Annotated in this window: 21 protein-coding genes; 8 read left to right on the top strand and 13 right to left on the bottom strand. The window is 58.8% G+C overall.

The window, feature by feature from the left end; translation table 11 throughout:
• Positions 1 to 34: 34 nt before the first annotated feature.
• The 6 genes from rplA to gloA form a co-directional block, all read right to left on the bottom strand.
• Positions 35 to 742 carry a 50S ribosomal protein L1 gene (gene rplA, locus SIB56_RS10585; RefSeq protein ID WP_413323901.1) on the bottom strand — a complete coding sequence of 236 codons (708 nt, stop codon included), beginning with the start codon at positions 740 to 742 and terminating at the stop codon, positions 35 to 37.
• Between the two features lie 77 nt (positions 743 to 819).
• Positions 820 to 1,245, bottom strand: coding sequence for a 50S ribosomal protein L11 (rplK, locus tag SIB56_RS10590; RefSeq protein WP_413323902.1), 426 nt, complete (start codon positions 1,243 to 1,245; stop codon positions 820 to 822).
• Between the two features lie 109 nt (positions 1,246 to 1,354).
• On the bottom strand, positions 1,355 to 2,023 hold the full coding sequence (gene nusG / locus SIB56_RS10595) for a transcription termination/antitermination protein NusG (RefSeq protein WP_413323903.1): 669 nt from the start codon (positions 2,021 to 2,023) through the stop codon (positions 1,355 to 1,357).
• A gap of 60 nt (positions 2,024 to 2,083) precedes the next feature.
• Positions 2,084 to 2,332, bottom strand: coding sequence for a preprotein translocase subunit SecE (gene secE / locus SIB56_RS10600; RefSeq protein ID WP_413323904.1), 249 nt, complete (start codon positions 2,330 to 2,332; stop codon positions 2,084 to 2,086).
• Between the two features lie 97 nt (positions 2,333 to 2,429).
• Positions 2,430 to 5,207, bottom strand: coding sequence for an ATP-dependent Clp protease ATP-binding subunit (locus SIB56_RS10605; protein ID WP_413323905.1), 2,778 nt, complete (start codon positions 5,205 to 5,207; stop codon positions 2,430 to 2,432).
• Between the two features lie 15 nt (positions 5,208 to 5,222).
• Positions 5,223 to 5,624 carry a lactoylglutathione lyase gene (gene gloA, locus SIB56_RS10610; RefSeq protein ID WP_413323906.1) on the bottom strand — a complete coding sequence of 134 codons (402 nt, stop codon included), beginning with the start codon at positions 5,622 to 5,624 and terminating at the stop codon, positions 5,223 to 5,225.
• A gap of 145 nt (positions 5,625 to 5,769) precedes the next feature.
• On the opposite strand from gloA, the gene eno reads away from it, so the two are divergent.
• The 3 genes from eno to SIB56_RS10625 are packed head-to-tail and all read left to right on the top strand — an operon-like array spanning position 5,770 to position 8,607.
• Positions 5,770 to 7,074 (top strand): phosphopyruvate hydratase, encoded by a 1,305-nt coding sequence (gene eno, locus SIB56_RS10615; protein WP_413323907.1) that lies wholly within the window; start codon positions 5,770 to 5,772, stop codon positions 7,072 to 7,074.
• A gap of 38 nt (positions 7,075 to 7,112) precedes the next feature.
• Positions 7,113 to 7,838, top strand: coding sequence for a phytanoyl-CoA dioxygenase family protein (locus tag SIB56_RS10620; protein WP_413323908.1), 726 nt, complete (start codon positions 7,113 to 7,115; stop codon positions 7,836 to 7,838).
• 4 nt (positions 7,839 to 7,842) lie between these two features.
• Entirely contained in the window at positions 7,843 to 8,607 is a 765-nt protein-coding gene (locus SIB56_RS10625) for a hypothetical protein (protein ID WP_413323909.1), read from the top strand.
• Here the strand turns inward: SIB56_RS10625 and SIB56_RS10630 are convergent.
• Genes SIB56_RS10630 through argJ form a run of 4 tightly spaced genes read right to left on the bottom strand, consistent with a single transcriptional unit; the run spans position 8,596 to position 12,587 of the window.
• Positions 8,596 to 10,278 carry an ABC1 kinase family protein gene (locus SIB56_RS10630; protein ID WP_413323910.1) on the bottom strand — a complete coding sequence of 561 codons (1,683 nt, stop codon included), beginning with the start codon at positions 10,276 to 10,278 and terminating at the stop codon, positions 8,596 to 8,598. The genes SIB56_RS10625 and SIB56_RS10630 overlap by 12 nt on opposite strands.
• On the bottom strand, positions 10,275 to 10,586 hold the full coding sequence (locus SIB56_RS10635) for a hypothetical protein (RefSeq protein ID WP_413323911.1): 312 nt from the start codon (positions 10,584 to 10,586) through the stop codon (positions 10,275 to 10,277). The genes SIB56_RS10630 and SIB56_RS10635 overlap by 4 nt, the downstream gene beginning before the upstream one ends.
• A 56-nt stretch (positions 10,587 to 10,642) precedes the next feature.
• Complete coding sequence (locus tag SIB56_RS10640) at positions 10,643 to 11,314, bottom strand: hypothetical protein (protein WP_413323912.1); 672 nt, start codon at positions 11,312 to 11,314, stop codon at positions 10,643 to 10,645.
• Positions 11,315 to 11,351: 37 nt separating this feature from the next.
• On the bottom strand, positions 11,352 to 12,587 hold the full coding sequence (gene argJ / locus SIB56_RS10645; RefSeq protein WP_413323913.1) for a bifunctional glutamate N-acetyltransferase/amino-acid acetyltransferase ArgJ: 1,236 nt from the start codon (positions 12,585 to 12,587) through the stop codon (positions 11,352 to 11,354).
• A gap of 112 nt (positions 12,588 to 12,699) precedes the next feature.
• Here argJ and coaE point away from each other — a divergent pair, with 112 nt between their 5' ends.
• From coaE to SIB56_RS10660, 3 genes are all read left to right on the top strand, one after another.
• Positions 12,700 to 13,347: a dephospho-CoA kinase gene (coaE, locus tag SIB56_RS10650; RefSeq protein ID WP_413323914.1), complete on the top strand. Its 648-nt coding sequence runs from the start codon at positions 12,700 to 12,702 to the stop codon at positions 13,345 to 13,347.
• A gap of 151 nt (positions 13,348 to 13,498) precedes the next feature.
• Positions 13,499 to 14,056: a hypothetical protein gene (locus SIB56_RS10655; protein WP_413323915.1), complete on the top strand. Its 558-nt coding sequence runs from the start codon at positions 13,499 to 13,501 to the stop codon at positions 14,054 to 14,056.
• 217 nt (positions 14,057 to 14,273) lie between these two features.
• Positions 14,274 to 14,831, top strand: coding sequence for a hypothetical protein (locus SIB56_RS10660; protein ID WP_413323915.1), 558 nt, complete (start codon positions 14,274 to 14,276; stop codon positions 14,829 to 14,831).
• A 227-nt stretch (positions 14,832 to 15,058) separates the two neighbouring features.
• On the opposite strand, the gene SIB56_RS10665 is transcribed toward SIB56_RS10660, so the two are convergent.
• Positions 15,059 to 15,310: a hypothetical protein gene (locus SIB56_RS10665; RefSeq protein WP_413323916.1), complete on the bottom strand. Its 252-nt coding sequence runs from the start codon at positions 15,308 to 15,310 to the stop codon at positions 15,059 to 15,061.
• A gap of 368 nt (positions 15,311 to 15,678) precedes the next feature.
• Positions 15,679 to 17,151 carry an Asp-tRNA(Asn)/Glu-tRNA(Gln) amidotransferase subunit GatB gene (gatB, locus tag SIB56_RS10670; RefSeq protein ID WP_413323917.1) on the bottom strand — a complete coding sequence of 491 codons (1,473 nt, stop codon included), beginning with the start codon at positions 17,149 to 17,151 and terminating at the stop codon, positions 15,679 to 15,681.
• Positions 17,152 to 17,267: 116 nt separating this feature from the next.
• Between gatB and SIB56_RS10675 the strand changes: the two genes are divergently transcribed.
• Both SIB56_RS10675 and thiO read left to right on the top strand, forming a co-directional pair.
• Positions 17,268 to 18,950 carry an ABC transporter substrate-binding protein gene (locus SIB56_RS10675; RefSeq protein ID WP_413323918.1) on the top strand — a complete coding sequence of 561 codons (1,683 nt, stop codon included), beginning with the start codon at positions 17,268 to 17,270 and terminating at the stop codon, positions 18,948 to 18,950.
• Positions 18,932 to 20,083 (top strand): glycine oxidase ThiO, encoded by a 1,152-nt coding sequence (thiO, locus tag SIB56_RS10680; RefSeq protein ID WP_413323919.1) that lies wholly within the window; start codon positions 18,932 to 18,934, stop codon positions 20,081 to 20,083. Before SIB56_RS10675 ends, thiO begins: the two co-directional genes overlap by 19 nt.
• On the opposite strand, the gene SIB56_RS10685 is transcribed toward thiO, so the two are convergent.
• Entirely contained in the window at positions 20,071 to 21,513 is a 1,443-nt protein-coding gene (locus SIB56_RS10685; RefSeq protein ID WP_413323920.1) for a cyclic nucleotide-binding domain-containing protein, read from the bottom strand. The two genes, thiO and SIB56_RS10685, sit on opposite strands and share 13 nt — an antisense overlap.
• Positions 21,514 to 21,544 lie beyond the last annotated feature (31 nt).

The following is a 21,544-nucleotide window of genomic DNA, read 5'->3' on the forward strand; positions in this document are numbered from 1 at the left end:
GAGGCTCGTTGGCATCAGGCTGAACTGCGCGGAATCAGCCCTCTTTATTGATGTCCTGCAGAGCTGAGATATCCACTTCCACTGAAGGCCCCATTGTGGATGTCACATACAAGCTCTTCCAGTAACGACCCTTGGCACCGCTGGGCTTGTTGCGATCAATGGTCTCCTGAAGCATTTTCAGGTTGTCGAGCAGATTGGCAGCATCGAAGCTGGCCTTGCCGAAACGCACGTGCACGATGCCGGTGCGGTCGGCGCGGAATTCAAGCTTGCCGGCCTTGAACTCCTTGATGGCAGCCGCCAGATCCGTCGTCACGGTGCCAGCCTTGGGGTTGGGCATCAGACCCCTGGGGCCGAGCACGCGACCCAGCTTCGCCACCTTGGGCATCATGTCTGGTGTGGCGATCAGCAGGTCGAAATCCATCTCACCCTTGCTGATGGTGTTGACGAGATCCTCGTCACCTGCCAGCTCTGCCCCGGCCGCTTTGGCTTCAGCCACCTTTTCACCGCTGGTGACAACAGCGATGCGCACGGTCTGCCCGGTGCCGTGGGGCAGGGCAACCGTGGTGCGGAGCTGCTGATCGGTGTACTTGGGATCGATGCCGAGACGCACATGCGCCTCCATGGTCTCGTCGAACTTGGCGTTGGCGTTCTCTTTGACCAGCTGGATGGCTTCGAGCGGCTCATAAGCTCGCTCTTCCACCTTGGTGACAAGGCTGGCCAGGCGTTTTGAAAGTTTTGGCATGGCTTGGTTGGGGTTCAGGCGACCGCGAGGTCTCCCCCGATAGGAATGGATGAAAACAATGAACTGACGCGAATGCGTCAGTCGCTGATGGCGACGCCCATGTTGCGAGCGGTGCCTTCGATGATGCGCATGGCCGACTCAATGCTGGTGCAGTTGAGGTCGGGCAGCTTGGTCTTGGCGATCTCCTCAAGCTGGGATCGCTTGATCGAGCCAACGCTTCCCTTGGCGGATTCTCCGGAACCTTTGGCGATTCCGGCAGCCTTGGTGATCAGCACGGACGCAGGCGGTGTCTTGGTGATGAAGGTGAAGCTGCGGTCTTCGAAGACCGAGATCTCCACCGGGATCACGAATCCGGCTTTGTCCTGGGTGCGGGCGTTGTACTCCTTGCAGAACGCCATGATGTTGACCCCGTGCTGACCGAGGGCAGGACCCACGGGCGGTGCAGGGTTGGCTTTGCCGGCCTGAAGGGCCAGCTTGATCACAGCTACGACTTTCTTGGCCATCGGCGGACGGAGTTGAACATCTGCGGATCACCTGGCCCTCGGGGCAGGTGTGGCGGGGTGGAGACCACCCCTCAGGCCGCCCTCCGCAGGGAGACGGCCGCCAGCGATATCAGTTCTGCTTGCTCACCTGGGAAAACTCGAGTTCGACCGGTGTCTCGCGACCAAAGATGGAGAGCAGAGCCTTGAGCTTGCTGCGCTCACCCGACACCTCAATGACCTCACCCTGAAAGTCCTTGAATGGGCCAGCCGTGACGAGAATCTGATCACCTTCGGTGAGATCAACCTTGACAACAGTCTTCTTCTCGGCTGCTCGCTTGAAGATGCGATCGACTTCCTGACGGCTGAGGGGACGCGGCTTGATGTGACCCCTGGCCTTTCCAGTGGCCCGGCGGTCTTCCGCCCCAACGAAGTTGATGACGTTTGGCGTGCTGCGCACGGCCATCATCGTGTCTTCGTCCAGCACCATGCGCACGAGCACGTACCCGGGGAAAACCTTCTCCTCGGTGGACTGGCGGCTGCCGTCCTTCTTGATTTTCACCGCGGGGGTTTCGGGAATCTCAATCTCGAGGATGCGATTGCTCACCCCAAGGGTCACAGCTCGCTGCTCAAGGGTGGCCTTCACCTTTTTCTCACAGCTGGAGGCCACCTGCACCGCATACCAGCGCGCAACTCCAGTGCGCACGGTCGGTGTTTCAAGGGTGCCCTCCTCACCATCGTTCGGCGCCGGAAGATCAAGCACCTCACCGGAAGTCGATTGGCTTTGATCGAGATCAGACACGAGGCGGGGCAGGGGCGAAGGTTGAACTGGAAAAATGAAGCGGGCGAAACCGGAGCGGCGTCAACGGAACACCTGTGAAGCTGCCCAGCCGTAGAAACGGCTCAGAGCGGCGATCGCCGCTGCCGAGAGGCTCACCATCAGAATCACGGCGATGGATTCGCTGAAAAGCTGCTGCCTGCTGGGCCAGACCACAAGCTTCAGCTCCTCAAAGGTGGCCTGCAGAAAACCACCCTTTTTCCCAGGCTGTTCAGGGCCTGAAGAGGGCTGCGTTGTCGCTGCGGTTGTGTCCTCGGAAGTGGGGCTGGTCACGGATGACGGGTCACAAAGTCGTCTGGGCCGGTGCTGACGCAGGCTCTGAGGGCACGTGACAGCAAACAGACATCTTACCGGACGCCTTCATGAACCTTCATTCCGGCTCGAAGCGGAAGGGTTCGTTGGCGGTTGCCCCGGCCTGAACACGCACCGCCTGGGCTCTGCTGAAACGGTCCTCCAGCAGTTCGGTCGCCAGTGGATTCTCAAGCCGGCGACGCAGCACCCTTCGCAGCGGTCTGGCGCCGTACTCCGGCTCATGCCCCAGGCTGACAAGCGCTTCAATCACGCCTTCCTCCACGCGCAGCTCCAGCCCCTGTTCCCGCAGCAGAGTGTCCAGGTCGGCCAGCTGCAGGCGCACGATCTTGCTCAGATCCTGCAGCCCGAGAGGCTGGAAGCGGATCACCTCGTCGATGCGGTTCAGGAATTCAGGCCGGAAATGCCGTCCCAGAGACTCGTCGACGGCAGCATCAAGGGAGGAGGCATCGATGGATCCTCCGGCCGCCCTGTCCTGGCGGGCGGATTCAAGAATGGCTCGGCTGGCCAGATTGCTGGTCATCACCACCACCGTGTGACGGAAATCGACCGTGCGGCCCTGTGAATCGCTGAGGCGCCCGTCATCCAGCACCTGCAAGAGCACATTGAAAACATCGGGGTGAGCCTTCTCGACCTCGTCAAGAAGCAGCAGTGCATAGGGGCGGCGACGCACCGCTTCGGTCAGCTGGCCTCCCTCCTCGTAACCGACATAACCCGGTGGCGCTCCCAGCAGACGCGCCACCGCATTGCGCTCCATGAATTCACTCATGTCGAGGCGCACCATCGACTCCTCTTCATCGAACAGCTGACCGGCCAGAGCCTTGGCCAGTTCGGTCTTGCCGACACCCGTCGGGCCCAGGAACAGAAACGACCCCACCGGCCGACGGGGATCCTTCATGCCGGCCCGGGCGCGCCGAATCGCCGCGGCAACGGCTCCCACAGCATCGGACTGGCCGATCACCCGCTCCTCAAGGCGCTGATCCAGCTCCAGCAGCTTCTGGCGTTCCCCGGCCAGCAGTCGTTGGATGGGAATCCCCGTCCAGCGGGCCACCACATCGGCAATGTCCTCGGCCTCCACCTGCTCGCGCAATAGAGCGGTGCCCTCCCGCTGCGCCTTTTGAAGAGACTCCTCCAGATCACTGCGTCGCTGCTGCAGGCGATGCAGCTGGTCGTACTGAAGCCGCGCGGCCTCTTCCAGATCTCCCTGGCGCTCTGCTTCGGCAACTGCGTGACGGAGATCCTCGTCCTCCTGCAGCAGCTGGCGCAGTTCCTGCAGCTGTGCGCGCTCTGCCTGCCAGCGCTCACGCAGCTGGCTGAGCTGGGAGGAGGCCTCCAGGCGCTGACGCTGAAGCTGCACGCGCTCGGCCTCAGGAGCCTGCTCCGCAGCGAGCACCGCCAGTTCAACCCGACGCAGATCCATCTCGGCGTCCTCCACCACCTGCGGTTTGGAGGTCACATCCATCTTGAGCTGTGCCGCTGCTTCATCGATCAGATCGATGGCCTTGTCAGGCAGGCAGCGATCGCTGATGTAACGATCGGCGAGGCGTGCGGCAGCGGTCACGGCCGCATCGGTGATCGTCACGCCGTGATGCAGCTCGTAGCGCTCCTTCACGCCGCGCAGAATCTCAATGCTGTGGTCAATCGAAGGCTCACAGATCTGCACCTGCTGGAAACGACGATTCAGGGCTGGGTCCTTTTCGACGGTGCGGCGGTAATCCTCAGGTGTGGTGGCGGCAATGCAGCGCAGATCCCCCCTGGCTAGTGCAGGCTTGAGCAAACTGCCTGCGTCGGCGCTGGAACGGTCGCTGTTGACCACGGTATGCAGCTCATCAATGAACAGCACCACCCCGGCTTCGGGATCGCTGACCTCCTGCAGCACCTCGCGCAGGCGCTCCTCGAACTGCCCACGGAACTTGGCACCAGCGATGAGGGCGCCCACGTCAAGGGCCACAAGGCGCAGTCCCTGAAGCGATTCCGGAACCTCACCGGCAACGATGCGCTGCGCCAGCAGTTCGGCGATAGCCGTCTTGCCAACGCCTGGAGCTCCGATCAGAACTGGATTGTTCTTGCCTCGGCGCGAAAGCACCTTGATCAGGCTGCGGATCTCACCGTCGCGGCCGATCACAGGATCCAGACGCCCCTTGGCAGCCTCAGCGGTGAGGTCGCGGGCATAACGATCCAGGGCGCTGGGCTCGAGCTCCGATGTGGAATCAAAGGAATGTTCAGCGACTGGCTCCGGCGAACCGAGCCCGGATTGCGGGACATCAGGAACAGACTGGGCTGATCGAGCTGCCGCTGGAACCTCCGGAGCCGGCGCGACTGAACGCAGTACGGGGGAAGGGGCACGCGGCGGAGGCGAAGCGACAGCAGACGTCGGCCGACGCAGTTCGGCCTCCAGCCGATCCGCCGGCAGTCCGAAACGGGAGAGCAGATCAGCACCGATGCGTGGGTCTCTGCCGATGGCGATCAGCAGATGCGAGACATCGATCAACCGTGATCCCCACAGTCCACGCACCCGATCGGCAGCTTCAAGCAAGGTCTCCAGGTCTTCACCGACGAACAGCTCGTCACCACGAGCTATGGGTTGCTCCTCAAGAAAACCCTCAAGCTGATCCAGCAGCTGGTCCCGAGGAAGAGACAGTGCATCCACATCCGAGCCGAAACGTGGATCGCTGAACAGAGCCTGGAGCAGATGCTCCACGTTCAGATCGCCATGACGCCAGCGCCGGGCTGAATCCTGGGCGGAGAGAAGCAGTTCCCAGGCCTCGTCGCTGAAACGATCTGGCTCCACCGTGAGACTGGCCGGAGGTTGAGGAGGCACGCCGAAATCGGATGTCATGGCGGGTAAATCGACTCAGGCGGCCAGCGGTCTGGCCGGAAGCTCGATCAACTCCACTTTGTAACCATCAGGATCCTCAAGGAAAGCGATCACCGTGCTGCCGTGCTTCATCGGACCCGGCTCACGCACGAGCCTTCCGCCTCGATCAGCGATACCCGCACAGGTGGCCTGGATGTCCTGCACGCCGAGGGCGATGTGGCCATACCCATTGCCGAGGTCGTAGTGCTCAGTGTCCCAGTTGTGGGTGAGCTCCAGCACGGTGTGCTCCTTCTCGTTGCCATAACCCAGGAACGCCAGGGTGAAGCGACCGGAGGCATAGTCCTTGCGCCGAAGCAGCTGCATGCCCAGAACATCGGTGTAGAAAGCGACTGATTTCTCCAGATCACCGACCCGGAGCATGGTGTGCAGCATGCGCATGATCGGGGCAAATCAGTGTCACCAGCATGGTGCATTCCCAGGATCCGCGGAAGGGAAGAATCAGACGAAAGGGTCTGGTTTCAATGGCCTGGGGTCAGCCTTGCAGGGCGACTCATAGGATCCCCGAGTCTTCGATCCACTTCACGTGTTCGATTCCCTCGACCTCGTCATCGACACCATCGTGGCCCGTGAGGTGCTCGACTCCCGCGGAAATCCAACCGTTGAGGCGGAGGTCCTGCTGGAGGGTGGTGCCAGCGGCCGGGCCATCGTGCCCAGCGGCGCCAGTACCGGTGCACACGAAGCCCACGAACTGCGTGACGGCGGCGATCGCTACATGGGCAAGGGCGTCAGCCAGGCCGTGAATCACATTGAGGAACGCATTGCACCCGCTCTGTGCGGGCTTTCCGCCTTGGATCAGGCAGCCGTGGACGCCGCGATGCTGGAGTTGGACGGAAGCGACAACAAATCCAGCCTCGGCGCCAACGCCATTCTCGCCGTGAGCATGGCCTGCGCCCGTGCAGCCGCCAACGGGTTGGGAATTCCCCTCTATCGCTACCTGGGCGGACCGATGGCAACCCTGTTGCCGGTGCCGCTGATGAACGTGATCAACGGCGGTGCTCACGCTGCCAACAGCCTGGATTTTCAGGAATTCATGCTGGTTCCCCATGGCGCACCGAGCTTTCGCGAAGCGCTGCGCATGGGAACAGAAGTGTTCCACACCCTCAAAGGACTGCTCAAGGACAAGGGCATGAGCACTTCTGTGGGAGATGAAGGAGGCTTCGCACCTGATCTTGGCAACGTGGAAGCCGGCGAGATTCTGGTGGAAGCGATTACCAAGGCGGGATACAAGCCCGGTGATCAGATTTCACTGGCGTTGGATGTTGCCAGCACCGAATTTTTTGACAATGGTCGCTACGCCTTTGATGGAGGCAGCTACGACAGCGCCGAGATGGTCGGCCAGCTCGAACAGTTGGTGGAGAGGTTCCCGATTGTTTCGATCGAGGACGGTCTTGCCGAAGACGACTGGGAAGGCTGGAAGCTGTTGACCGAGCGTCTCGGCGGCAAGGTGCAACTGGTGGGTGACGACCTGTTCGTGACCAACACCAAACGCCTGCAACAGGGCATCGACAGCGGCACCGCCAACTCGATCCTGATCAAGGTGAACCAGATCGGCTCACTCACTGAGACGCTCCAGGCCATCGACCTCGCCGGTCGTTCCGGTTACACAAGTGTGATCAGTCACCGCAGCGGCGAAACCGAGGACACCACCATCGCCGATCTGTCTGTGGCAACACGCGCCGGTCAGATCAAAACCGGATCCCTCAGCCGCAGTGAGCGAGTCGCGAAATACAACCAGTTGCTTCGTATTGAAGACGAACTGGGCAGCCAGGCTGTCTACGCCGGTGCGGTAGGCCAGGGCCCGCACGGCAGCAACCGACAACGAAATTGAATTTGCCTGCTGAAAGTTCAAACCCAGGCCATTGGCTCGTGCCCCAACTGCTGAACAGGGAGCACCTAGCGGCAATCAAGCTGAAACTGCTTCGCCGAAATAGCGCCAATGAACAGGGGTCTGATCACGAAGCCCTACTCGGCATCCAGGCAGATGGACAACATCTATCAGCATCCCGTTTTGATGACGATGTCTTTGACTTACTTACTAATTCCTCGCTTGTTGATGCAGTCAAGCGAGTGAGCGGGCTAGACGCCATTCGCCCATTTCAGTTCGACTTGCTGACCAAAGCACCAGGCGGAGCTGGAACTCCCTGGCATCGGGATCGTGACTTTCTGCCCATCGACAGCCAGTCATACACATGCTGGATTCCTTTAGATCCAGTCCCTGACCAATGCACTTTGGTTTATGCCGAGGGAACTGCAAAGCTCCCGCCTGAACAGAGCTACGCAGTAGGTCCAAATGCACTGCAACAGCTTCTTGAGAGGCACGGGAAACCGATTCGCGCACTTCCGGAAATGCTTCCAGGGGATGTGGACATTCACCAAGGCCAGGTCTGGCATTACGGCCCAGCCAACACCACACGCAACTGGCGCCAAGCTCTCGGGGTGGCATTCGTGGAGGATGGGACAAGACTGTGTATGCATCCCCAAGGCTTTTCAGGTCCTGCTGGTGCTCAAATGCGAACCAAGACACTTCTCACTTTGTTCGGGAAGCAAGCAGAAGGTCAATTCGTAACGGGTCCGCGTCACCCACGCCTCTGAATTAATGACGTTCGAAACTTTTGCCAAAACCATAGAGACTTCACAACTTAAGGGGCAACATATTTTCGTTCAGTGTCTGCCAAAAATGGGTTCCACAGCACTGAGCCTCAGCCTTGCAAATGCGGTTCATGAATACAACATGGAAGAAGCCCCTTTATTGATGCAAAGAAAAAATGACTCAGACTTCGAAGAAGTTCGATTGAAGTGGCTAAAAAAGAGGCAACAAAGCCTCTTATTTAAAGTCGACATATGCACCAGCATGTTTATGCTCACTGCTGAAATCAGCGATCATAGTTTAACAAAAGTCGGCTATAAACGAATGCTGCTAAACCGGTCACTGCGACCCTGGCTAAAAAGTATCAGCAATTGGAGTTTTCTACACAGCAATTATCCTCGCCGAGAAGCTTGGGAAAATAGTTATCGCAACTTTGTCGCGCAAAACGACCCAGAACTTCAAGCAATCATGCCAGAAACGCTGAACAGTTTGAGAAACATGGTGCTTTTTTGGATGCCAGTCTGGTTGACCTACCAGACATTGCTAGACATCCAATCACCAAAATGGATTTCCGGCAATTGGAGCCTCATAAATAATACGCGCTGCTCGATCCCTAAACCAGCAAATCGCAGCCAATTCTCTAATGCATTTAGAAAACAATTTGATGAGCTGATCCCAGCGATGCCCCAACTGCAGTTATCACCAGACAACAATCATCTCTTCCAGAGTGAATTGCGCAGGAAACTTCTTGATCGTGCAGCTTCAGCGATCTGAGCCCGAAAGCCCTTCCATGCGAGCATCCTTGCGGAGTTTCACCTGAAGCTTCAGCCAACCCATCCCGACCGGCACAGCCGCTCCTAGAGGCAGCAATGCCCAGAGCGGTCGAACGCTGGCTCCCATGATCGCAGCCGCCAGAGCCAGCCCACCAAGAAGAACTGACTGGCCGATGGAATGCTGCGCAACGACCATGCGACGGAACTGACGGTCTGATTCGCCCGTGCGGATCTGCAACTGCAGGTCACCTTGTTCCAGGCGCTCAAGGCTTTCATCCAGGCGACGGGGAATGCCGACGGCCCGCGAACTCAGGGCACCCACCTGACGGCCAAGTTCGTTAAACAGATCATTGGAGCCGGATCCACTGGAAGTCATGAGGGGCAGCAGATAGGGCTTAGCGATGCCTACCAGGCTAAAGGCGGGATCAAGACTTCGACCGACACCCTCAAAGGTCGATAGGGCTCGCATGACGAAAATCAGCTCCACCGGCAACCTGAATGGCTGGCCGTAAACCAGGTCGTAGAGGTCTCCCGACAGTTTGTCGATCACCGAGGCACTGAATGGTGGAGTGAGCGCGTCGCGCAGCATCAGACGAACCAGACGCCGCACCGGTCCCAGATCCACATCTGAAGCGATGACTCCAGCCACCTGCATCTCCTCCACCAGAGCGCCTGCATCGCGGGAGGCCGCCGCTCGAACCATCGACCCCAGCCGGCGGCGCAGACGCTCCGAAAGCTGCCCCATCATTCCGAAGTCGTAATAGATCAGCGCCCCATCGCTTGCGACCGCCAGATTTCCTGGATGGGGGTCGGCATGAAAAAAGCCGTATCGCACCAGTTGCTGCAGATAACTGGCGGCACCAATCTCAGCGACCTCGGAAGGATTGATTCCCGCCGCGATCAGCTCATGGCGATTGTTGATCTTGATGCCTGGCAGGTAATCGAGACAAAGCACCTGACGGGTGCTCAGCTCCCAGATCACTCCCGGGACAAGGATGCGGGGATCATCGAGAAACTGCTGACGGAAGCGGGCGGCGTGCTGAGCCTCAAGACGAAAGTCCAGCTCACGCAACAGCACACGCCGACATTCCTGGGCGATAGCCACCCAGTCGCGGCCACGGCCCCACTGGGGATGGCGCTGAAGCACAGACGCCACCTGCTGCATCACCTCCAGGTCAAGTCTGAAAACCGACTCGAGACCGGGACGTTGAATTTTCAGCACCACCTGGCGACCGCTGCGCAGACTGGCGCGATGCACCTGGGCCAGAGAGGCTGCAGCCAGAGGGTTCTCATCGAGATCGATAATCTCGGCACAACGTGCACCCAGCTCCGACTCCAGCAGGGCCTGTGCCTGATCGAAGGGGAAAGCGGGAACCCTGTCCTGCAGATCAGCCAGTTCTGCAACCCATCCCGCCGGCAGCACATCAGGACGAGCCGACAGCAACTGCCCGAGCTTGATGAATGCGGAGCCCAGATGAAGCAGCTCTCTGGTCAACCAGCGTGCGCGCTGCTGCTGACGGGTCTGACGCCGCCCCTCGGAGACACCACCGGGATACGTCCAACTGCAGCTGTCCCACCAAAGGAAAAACAGCAGCGCCAAAACACTGCGCCAGATGCGCAGTGCGCGCAGGCCCCTGCGCCAGGGAAGTGGACGCGAACCCCAACGGCTCAAGACCGCTCCTCCAGACGAGTGCTCAAATCCGCCACCTGAGCGCGCAATCGATCGATGCGCTGCTGCAGTGGTTCATGCTCTGCGCCGGAGCAATCAGCAGCGGCTGCAGCCTGAGGCTGATCCTCCCTTTGCAAGCGCTCGGCTTCCGCCTTCACCTCCTCCTGAAACAGATCCCATTCCTGGCGTAGGCGCTCAGGCGCATCCTGAACAGCAACGGCCATTCCTGCAGCTGCATCGGCCATGCCTTCACCCACCCTGGCCAACAGACGATTCATCGCCGCTCTGAACAGAGCATCCGGAGGAGTCATGGCCTTGCTAGCGATATTGAAACTGTGGCAGATGCACCGACATGGTGCGACCCCGATCAGGGAGCGGGTGGTGCGTCCGGAGGTGCCCGGAAAATCAGCGATTCGTCGATGGCTGGTCGCGGTTGAACGACGGCTGGCTCCGGCGTCACCACAGCGGCAGGAACGGGTTGCGGCGCATCGGGTGCTGGCACTTCAGCGGCGGGCAATGGATCCAAGCTGGGAGTCAGAACAGCAGTTGGCGGTGCCGGCTCAGGGACGACCTCATCCACAGGAACTTGACCTGATGCCGCAACAGGCGCCGCTGTGGACGTGGGCTCCTCGGTTACCGCCCATGGCTGAGCAGCGGCAGCCTGCTGAGATTGCTTACGTCGCTCGGCCTCCTTAGCAATGGCCTCGGCCTCTTGATTGGCCTTGCGTTGCACAGCGTCGATTGCTTCCTTGGCTGCAACGTCTCCCATCAGAGGCTGATCAGCGCCGTAACGACGCCTCAGCCCATCAAGAGACTCACCGGGGAAGCTGTTCTGGCGAAACATGGCCTGCTGCGGTTTTTCCCACCCCTGCTGCATCAGCACCACACGCTGGGTGATGCCGTAGCCGAGTGCGAAGCAGGCGCCAGCCAGCAGAGGACCAACCCAGAAACGAGGTCGCCTGGACCGCTGCTGATCAGAGGTTGTGGCTGTCATCGCTGTGGCAGGCATGGACAACACCGGAAGTTCGGTGGAACCCATCTTCGCCCGTAATCGCTGAGGGTGCAGCTCCGATCGATCAGGTCGTGTAGTCGGCGTTGATGCGCACGTATTGATCGGACAGATCGCATCCCCAGGCACGACCTTCTCCTGGACCTGAGCCGATCATCAGATGAATCAGCACGGTGTCGTCGACCAGATAGCTGCCATGAGCCCGCTGCTGCATATAGGTCGATGCCGCCAGTCGATCAAAACCCAGGGGCTGGCCGTTCTCCATTAATTGATGCTCTCCGATCCAGAGCGAAATCTCCTGGGGATCAAAAACCACTCCGGAACGCCCAGCAGCAGCAACAATCCGGCCCCAGTTGGGGTCACGTCCGTGCACAGCTGTTTTCACCAGCGACGATCCGCAAATGGTGCGAGCGATCTGCACAGCGTCAGGCTCCGATGAAGCTCCCTCCACAACAGCCTCGATCAGGCAGGTTGCACCCTCACCATCACGAGCAATCGCACGCGCCAGGTGTTGAGCCACCAGGGTCACTCCCTGTTCGAGCAGTTCAAACTGATTGAAAGGGAAAGGCTCTCCAGCGGCAAAACCCAGAAAAGTGTCATTAGTGCTGGTATCACCGTCGACGGTGATGACATTGAACGATCGCCGAACGGCGCGTTGAACCATTGCTCGCCAGACCTCCGCTGGCACTCCTGCATCACAGGTGAGATAGCCGAGCATGGTGGCCATATCAGGGTGAATCATTCCCGAACCCTTGGCCATCCCGCCAATGCGCACAGTGCGGCCTTCAATCTCTGCCTCCAGGGCGATCTGCTTCTCCACCAGATCAGTGGTGAGGATTGCAGCCGCAGCGGCTGCACCTCCATCAACAGCCAGAGCGTCGACAAGCGGATCAAGACCCGCCAGCAAAAATTGCATCGGTATGGGGACACCAATGACACCGGTGGAGCAGATCAGCACCTGATCAAACGGCACCCCCAGACGATCAGCCAGGGCCTGAGTGGCGCGCCGGCTGTCGATCAGACCACGGTCTCCTGTGCAGGCATTGGCCTGACCGGAATTGATCAACACAGCTCTGCACTGCCCCTCGCTGGCCAGCAAGCGCTCTGCGCAGAGATCCACGCAGGCCGCACGCATCACTGATGTGGTGAAGGTGCCGGCACAGACTGCACCCTCAGGTGCGATTACCAGGGCCAGATCCGGCTTGCCGGATTCCTTCAGACCAGCCGTGATGCCGGAGGCCTCGAAGCCGGCGGGAGCCGTGACCCCGCCTTCAATCGTGGACCAGGAAACAGATTGCGCCATCAAGGGATTTGGCGAGGCAAACCACAACCTTCATTAAATGCCGGCACCTTCGGCCATGAACTGAATCCTCTGGGACAGACTGAGACTGGTATGCAATCTGCTTTCCTCCCCCTTGAAAGCAACACCCCGCTGGAAAGGAGCACAACGCCGTATTGGGTTAACGGGCGGTATCGCAAGCGGCAAGAGCAGTGTGGGGCGCAACTTGGCAGAGCTCGGGCTGCCGGTTCTGGATGCGGATATCTACGCCCATGAAGCCTTAACCCCTGGAAGTCTCAGCAGCGAGATCGTTCTGCAGCGCTACGGCAAGACCATTGAGGAGCCCATCAACAAAGTCCAAGAAGAAGCCGAGCAGGTCCGCAGCATCAACAGACAGGCCCTGGGTCAGATCGTGTTCCATCACCCTGAGGAGCGGCAATGGCTAGAAAAGCTGGTCCATCCGCTAGTGCAGAGACGTTTTAAAGCCGAGCTGATACGTCTTCACCAAGAATCAACAGTTGTACTCATGATTCCTTTGCTGTTTGAGGCCAGTTTGGAAGGGCTCTGCAGTGAAGTATGGGTAGTGAATTGCAGCGAGAAGCAGCAAATAGAACGACTCGTAGCGCGTGATGGACTCAGCGTTCAGGACGCCTCACAGCGAATTAACGCTCAGTGGCCATTGCGCAAGAAATGCCAACTTGCAGACCTAGTAATTGATAACTGCGGGAATCCTGGTGCTTTCAAGGAAGTGCTGCAAAGGCTCATCTGGCCTGGCCTGAGCTGACTGCGTGAAACGGCTATTCCATCCCTGTGACCAACCTCACAGCTCCGGCTGATTCAGCTCATCTCCTCGACCTCTCATTCCGGAGATGGTGTGGTCATCGGGAGGAACAAACCCTCCCACTTCTCCTCAAACATCCAACGCATCTCCTCACATGCAACTCAACGCAATCGCTCTTTCCTCGCTTCTCATCTCCGCTCCTTTTCTCTCCTTTGCTGCTCCTTCCGCCAACGCTCAAAACTTCACGCCCAACACCGGCGGCATCCTCGGTCTCTGCGACTCCAACTCTGGTTACCTCCACACCAAACCCCTCAAAGTTGGCGGGTCAAGCCGCGACTGCGAGGAAGCTCGCGAATTGGCTGCCGATGAGGCCGCGCGTAACCGCAATCACGACCGCAACTCTCAGCTCATTGGCCTTGGCGGCAACCTCATCACCGGCCTCATCTTCAACAGCCAGCAACAGCGACAAGCTCCAAAAGACGACTCCGCCATCAAACAAGCCGAACTCGCTCTCCTGAAGCAGCAGCAGGAAATCGAACTCCTCAAAATGCAGCTCCAGGCTCAACAAGCTGCCCAGTACTCCCCCTACGGCGTTCCTGTTCGCGTGCAAAACACCTACCCAGTTCAACCCACTTACACCCACCCCGCTTACACCCACCCAGCTCCTCAACCCGCCGCCTACTCAGCCGCTCCAGCTCCTTACGCCTATTGATCCGTCTCAGCAGCACAAACCGCTAAACACAACGTCTTGCCCCGCATCAGCGGGGCTTTTTTGTGCCCACACACAACGGCTATTCCATCCCTGTGACCAACCTCACAGCTCCGGCTGATTCAGCTCATCTCCTCGACCTCTCATTCCGGAGATGGTGTGGTCATCGGGAGGAACAAACCCTCCCACTTCTCCTCAAACATCCAACGCATCTCCTCACATGCAACTCAACGCAATCGCTCTTTCCTCGCTTCTCATCTCCGCTCCTTTTCTCTCCTTTGCTGCTCCTTCCGCCAACGCTCAAAACTTCACGCCCAACACCGGCGGCATCCTCGGTCTCTGCGACTCCAACTCTGGTTACCTCCACACCAAACCCCTCAAAGTTGGCGGGTCAAGCCGCGACTGCGAGGAAGCTCGCGAATTGGCTGCCGATGAGGCCGCGCGTAACCGCAATCACGACCGCAACTCTCAGCTCATTGGCCTTGGCGGCAACCTCATCACCGGCCTCATCTTCAACAGCCAGCAACAGCGACAAGCTCCAAAAGACGACTCCGCCATCAAACAAGCCGAACTCGCTCTCCTGAAGCAGCAGCAGGAAATCGAACTCCTCAAAATGCAGCTCCAGGCTCAACAAGCTGCCCAGTACTCCCCCTACGGCGTTCCTGTTCGCGTGCAAAACACCTACCCAGTTCAACCCACTTACACCCACCCCGCTTACACCCACCCAGCTCCTCAACCCGCCGCCTACTCAGCCGCTCCAGCTCCTTACGCCTATTGATCCGTCTCAGCAGCACAAACCGCTAAACACAACGTCCCTATCATCATGAAAAGTTCGATTCTCAAAATCACACTCTTAGCTGCTCTAAGCGGAGTCACATCCCTGGCAACCACCATAGGCAAATCAAATGCGCAACAACTCAGGACCGGCATAACAACACATCAATCTGGATTCAGGTCAACCGTTTGCATCCAGAACAAACCCTGCAGAAGCATCGAAATGAACATTCAACTTCCACAAACCACGGGAATACAAAAAGAAGAAGAAACCACACAAACCATGTCAAAAGCCAAATATTCCCTTTTCGACTTTCTCCCAGAATTCATCATTGATTTTAGAGAGTTATAACCTGCACACATCAAGCTAAATAAACGAGCCATCTGTTCGCTTACTCCCCTCCAAATGATGAAAACAGTTCGACTAGCCTTTGCACTTTTTGCTGTTTCGACGGCAGTCTCTCTATTGAGTGCATCAAGCATGAAAGCTCAAACAGGCGCTTATCCGGCAACATCTGCACCAATCAACAATCCTCTCGCCATTAAACGAGCTTTCAACCTAGCTAGAGATACAGGGATTAAAATAAATGGCGGACTCAGCAATTACCGACCAGCTCGCTGCATGTTTGACAGCACAGTCAACAATCGCTGCCTTGCGAAGCGTGATGCATCGGGGATGGTGTTCCACTTCCCCGGAGGATCTCCTGGCTGGCAGGAAGCTGGAAGACCTCCGACAATCGTCACAATCCTGCGAGTTGCTCCTGACGGGAGATCAGTAATCCAACAGATCTACAACGGACCACCTGGGCAAGCAATGCCTAAGTAATTAGAGGCATGGCAAGCAATCGCAATCATCCCTTCAGTTTCTGACTGAGAATCTGATTGGCAAGTTTCGGATCAGCCTTGCCACCGGTCTTTTTCATCAGCTGCCCAACAAAGAATCCCTGCAGCTTGGTCTTGCCTCCTCGGAAAGCCTCAACCTCGCCGGGATGAGCGGCCAGCAACTCCTCAACGATTGAAGTGATGGCAGCGGGATCACTGATCATTCCCAGCCCACGCTCATCAACGATCGCCTTGGGTGAGCCGCCCTGTTCGAGCAGTTCAGGGAGGATTTCCTTGGCAATCTTGCCGCTAATTTTGCCGCCATCAATCAACTTCACCATTTCTGCCAACTGATCAGGACGAAACGGGAGTTCTGCATAACTCAGCCGGTTGCTGTTCACATGGGCAGCGATATCCCCAGTGATCCAGTTGGCGGCAAGTTTGGCGTCAGCTCCGCCAATCACCACAGCCTCGAAGTAGTCGGCCATCGGACGCTCGTCGGTGAGCACGCGGGCGTCGTACTGCGACAAACCGAGCTGATCGGCATAGCGATGACGTTTGGCCGCAGGCAGCTCGGGCAGTTCAGAACGCCAGCTTTCACGTTGCTCAGCGCTCACCTCGATCGGACCCAGATCGGGATCGGGGAAATAGCGGTAATCACTGGCGCCCTCCTTGCTGCGCATGCTTTTGGTGAGCTGTTTGCCTTCGTCCCACAGGCGGGTTTCCTGAACGATGGGCTCACCGCTTTCGTAGGCCTTGATCTGGCGCTGGATCTCGTATTCGCAGGCTTTCTGAATCGCTGAGAACGAGTTCATGTTCTTGATCTCCACCTTCGTGCCGAAAGGGGCATCCGGACCGCGACGCACGGAGATGTTCACGTCACAGCGCAGCGATCCTTCCTGCATGTTGCCGTCACTGACACCCAGATAGCGCATGATCCGGCGGATCTCCGACGCATATTCAGCCGCCTCACGACCCGTGCGCAGATCGGGCTTGCTGACGATCTCAGCCAGGGCAACACCGGCACGGTTGTAGTCCACCAGTGAGTGGGTGGAGCCGGCGAGTCGATCACTGCCGGCGTGCACAAGCTTGCCCGCATCCTCCTCCATGTGAAGACGCTCGATCCCGATCGTTTTCAGGTAGGTGTCCTTGCCCTTTTCAGCGACCTCAACCTCGATCCAGCCCTCTTCGGCAATCGGCTCGTCGTATTGGGAGATCTGATAGTTCTTCGGAAGGTCCGGATAGAAATACTGCTTGCGGTCGAATTTGCTGTGCTCGGCAATGTTCAGATTCAGAGCCATCGCCGCCTTGACTGCATATTCCAGGACCTTCTGATTCAGAACAGGCAGCGTTCCAGGCAAACCGCAGACCACGGGATCGATATGGGTGTTGGGATCATCTCCATAAGTGGTGGAGGCAGCCGTGAAGATTTTGCTGTCAGTGCCCAGCTGCACATGGGTCTCCAAACCGATCACGGCTTCCCAAGCACCCTCAGCAGCCATCTGTGAACTCCATCTCTGCGCTGATCCTATGGAAGCGACTCACAATGCAGATGCATTGACCAGCAGTCATGGGCAGTCATCGCTGGTGTCAACGGCTCTTGACTTTCCTGGTGATCATGCTGATCTCCCTGCTGGCGATCGGGCTTCCATCAGTCTCAAAGCAATGGCAGCAGGAGCCCCTGCGCGTGCAGTTGCGCTGGTTACCTCAGGCCCAGTTCGCAGGGTTCTATGTGGCCAAGGACCACGAATTTTTTCAGCGCGAAGGTCTCAGCGTCTCTCTGGAACCGGGAGGTCCTTCGGTGAATGGCTTGCAGCGGCTTCGCGATGGTGAGGTTGATGTCACCGTTGCCTGGACGTCGGATGCGCTGGACATGCGCCGTCAGGGAGCGGAGCTGGTGAATGTGGCGCAGCTGCTGCAGCGTCCGGGAACAATGCTGGTGTGCAGCGCGGCATCAGGTGTCAAGAAAGCTGCCGATCTGAAGGGGAAACGCGTTGGCACCTGGTTTCTCGGGGATGAATTCGATGTCGGGCACTGGTTGCAGCGCTACGGGCTCGGGTTGAACGCCGTGAGGCTGGTTGAGCAAAAACCGGCAGCCCGGGACCTGCTCGATGGGCAGGTCGATTGCGCCACAGCCATGAGCTACAACGAGTTTCAGACGATTCTCCAGGCAGGGGCTCTTCAGTCGGATCTGTTCACGGTGCGTTTCGCTCAGGAGAACAGCGGGTTTCTCGAGGATGGTCTCTATGTGCGCGCGAGTGATCTGCAGGATCCAGTCAAAAGCGATCGTCTGGCGAGATTTCTGAGAAGTCTCGCTGCCGGGTGGCGTTACACCGCAAGACATCCCGATGAGGCGGTCGCGATCACGGAGCGCTTCATGGACAGCAGCAACACAACGCATCAGAAGGCCATGTTGCGGGAGATCCTGCAGCTGATGGACCTCAACAAGGGCTATGGCCTGCTGGATCCCGCCAGCTTCCGGCGCAGTGTGGAGATCGTGGGTCGCGGCAGTGGCGATCCTGAGGGAATCGCCAGAGCCGCTCGCGGGGCTTGGAGCCTGAAAGTCTGGCGTGGCTCGGAACTGGATGGATCACAGCGCGGTCCTCTCGGGCCTGCAGGACGTGAAGCCTTCTCAACTCTGGTGACGAGCCCATGGTTCTACGTGCTGGATCTGATCGGGACGACAGCTTTTGCTCTCTCCGGCTTGATCCGGGCTCTCCAGCGTCGCTACGACCTGTGGGGATGCTTCATTCTCACCTTGCTGCCTGCTGTGGGAGGTGGCATCCTCCGCGACCTGCTGATTGGCGGAATGCGATCTCCACCCTTCGTCTTTCAGGACGGCACCTATCTGCTGGTGGTTCTGATCGTGCTGGCCGGAGGGTCCATTCTCGCGAGTCTGCTGAGCGAAGGAGCCGCCGACAGCGCGAACTTCCAGCGGCTGCTGGGGCTCTGCGACAGCATCGGTCTGGCCACGTTCACCATCATTGGCGCTCAAGTTGCACTCGAAGCGGATCTGAACTGGTGGTGGATGGTCATCTGTGCAGCACTCACTTGTGCAGGCGGCGGCATGGTGCTGGATGTGGTGACCGGACGTGAACCACGCACTTTTCAGGGTGAGCCCTATGAGGAGATCGCCGTGCTGGGAGCCGTTGTCCTCATCGGCGGCTTCATGATCGCCGATCGGTTCGAAACCCTTCAATGGCCGGTTCTTGCCGCCATGATCGTGAGCTGGGTGACAGTCTTCATCTGTCGGCAGCTGGTGATCCGCCACAATCTGCGCTCATGGCGGCCAGGCCTATGACGCGGTCGCAGCTGGGCGAAACAAACATCACGTGCTCCGAACGAATCCTGATCCTGGGAGGTGGCTTGATGGGTCTCGCCATCGCCCACCAACTGGCTCGGAGGGAACAGCACGTGACGGTGCTGAGCAGGCGCCGCAGTGAAGCTGCCGGTTTCGTCGCGGCGGGAATGCTGGCGCCCCATGCCGAGGGACTCAGTGGAGCTCTGCTTCAGCTTGGTCGACTCAGCCTGAGCCGCGTCGCCAGCTGGGTTGCTCAAATCGAAGCGGACAGTGGTCTCCCTTGCGGACTTCGTTCCTCAGGCATCGTGGTCCCGTTTCACAGTGCCGATGAACGGGATGCTTATGCGACTGCCGCTTTCGGAGATCGACTGAATCGCGAACAGCTTGTGCAGGAATTACCAGGCATAAGTTCTCTATGGAGAGCTGGTCTGCTGTTCATGCAGGACGGGCAGATCGACAACAGACGTCAGTTGATGCGCGCACTTGAGAGCGCCTGCGTGGATCGCGGTGCGCAGTTTCAGGAAGGAGTGGAGGTTCTGGAACTGATCAGCGCCGATGGTCGCCTGAGCGGTGTGCGCACCAGGGATTCAGAAGGAAGGGAAGCAACGCTTGCCTGCGAACGGGCTGTGCTTTGCAGCGGAGCCTGGAGCGGGCAGCTGTTACCTCAGCTGCCGGTGTTCCCCGTGAAAGGTCAGATGCTGTCGCTGCAAAGTCCTCGCGGTGCCCTCAGGCGCGTGATCTTCGGCCCGGGGATCTATTTGGTGCCCCGGGAGGATGGACTGGTGGTGGTGGGCGCGACCAGCGAACGCAATGCCGGCTTCAGCGAAGGCCTCACACCACAGGGACAGACCACCCTCAAGCAAGGCATTGCCGCCCTGCTGCCCGAAGCTGAGAGCTGGCCTCCTATGGAGCGCTGGTGGGGGTTCCGTCCCTGCACTCCGGATGAAGGCCCTCTGCTCGGCAGCAGTCCAATTCCTGGGCTTCTGCTGGCCTGCGGCCACCACCGCAACGGCGTTCTTATGGCTGGCGCCACCTCTGAACTGATCGCAGATCTCGTTTGCAGAACTGAACCGAAACGGGATATTGCGTCACTGCTTCCAAGCTTTCGCTGGAATCGCTTTCAATCCCTCTGACGGGTGGCAATCGAAAACAGATTGACGCCGGCATTCTCGAACCTGCACTGAGTGAGACCGACAGGGAAGCCGGCCGACTCCGCCAGCTTCACCATGGCGGCCTGGTCGCGGTGAATCAATCGCCAGTCGAGCAGGTGATCCATCAGGCCGCGAGTTGGGTTGTCGATGTGAAAGTTTCCCAGGATCGAACGTCCGCCGGGTTCCAGGCACGAGTGAATCCATGTCTGCAGACGAGTGACAATCCGATCATCGAAATAATCAATCAGGCCAATGGAATAAATCAGATGCTGAGGCTCAAGATCCAGCTTCTGACGACCGATGCAGAGGTGAAGCAGATTACGCCGTTCAAGCCGCACCTCACGTTCAAGGCCCTCACGGATCAGACGCTCCCGCACATAATCAAGAGCCTGCTGATCAACATCGACCAGCGTGAACTGCACCTGGTCAGCTAGATCGGAATCCTGGAGAAGAATGTCAAAGATCTCGGCAGCTGGGCCACATGCCAGGCTCGTGACCCGTAGTGGCCGCTGGTCAGTGAGAGTCAGAGCGCGTTGAAGCTCCTCCCGCAACAGTCCTCGGCGATTACGGACGGCCCTGGCTGCGGGTTGATTCAAAAAACAGCGATCGAGCAGTGTGCCCAACTCTCCAGCACCTCCTGGCTCATCGGCATACATCCAGGCAATCGTGAGGAAATCGCCTGCATACCCACGCGGTTTGCGATACATCCTCTCCGCTGAACGTGTGAGCAACAGATAGGGCAGCAATTCAATGCGCAGGGCCTGAAGAGCTGGGGTGTCTGGCGCCGGGGTCTCCCCCGAAAGCGCTGGGAACAGGCTGTCAGTGAGACGAACCAGGGTGTCAAACGCCGCTGCCAGATCCCTGCGCAGAACAGCATCGGATTCACTGCGGCGAAGATCGGCCTCCACCGCAGCGGCACACTGCTTGAAGCGGAGCACCGCAGCGGCCAACTCCGGCGGCATCAGCGAGGGAGAGCCACGTTCCGCCACGCCGTCACAGCCATAGGGGTGAGTCTGTGTGAGCAAACGCTGGGCGTTGATGGCCGCCAGAGCCCTGAAAACTCGCTGCCCCTCTGCAGGGTTCGACTTCATCAGTTCATGGAGATCGTGCTGCGGGAGCCGCAGAGCCTCCACCGGCTCGCAAGCCATCACACTGGCCCGGGCCACACCACCCAGGAGAAAAGAGATGTCTCCGAGCACGCTGCCAGGGCCGAGCAGGGGGCCCTCCTGTTGCAAAAGCCCCTCCCAGCTGGCCTGAACAACACCTGAGGAAATCAGGATCAGGCCATCCGGAGGATCACCCTCCTGAATCAGACGGTCCCCCGGGGCAAAGGTGCAGGGCTGTACATCGGCAAAGGCCTTATCAACAACTCCTTCAAGGGCCTGGAGCAGCAACAATGACTCAGCGTTCAAAGAGACCCCCGGGACAATGCCCCGAGGGTAT

The sequence above is a fragment of the Synechococcus sp. MIT S9503 genome (assembly GCF_047304175.1).
Lineage (GTDB): Bacteria > Cyanobacteriota > Cyanobacteriia > PCC-6307 > Cyanobiaceae > Synechococcus_C.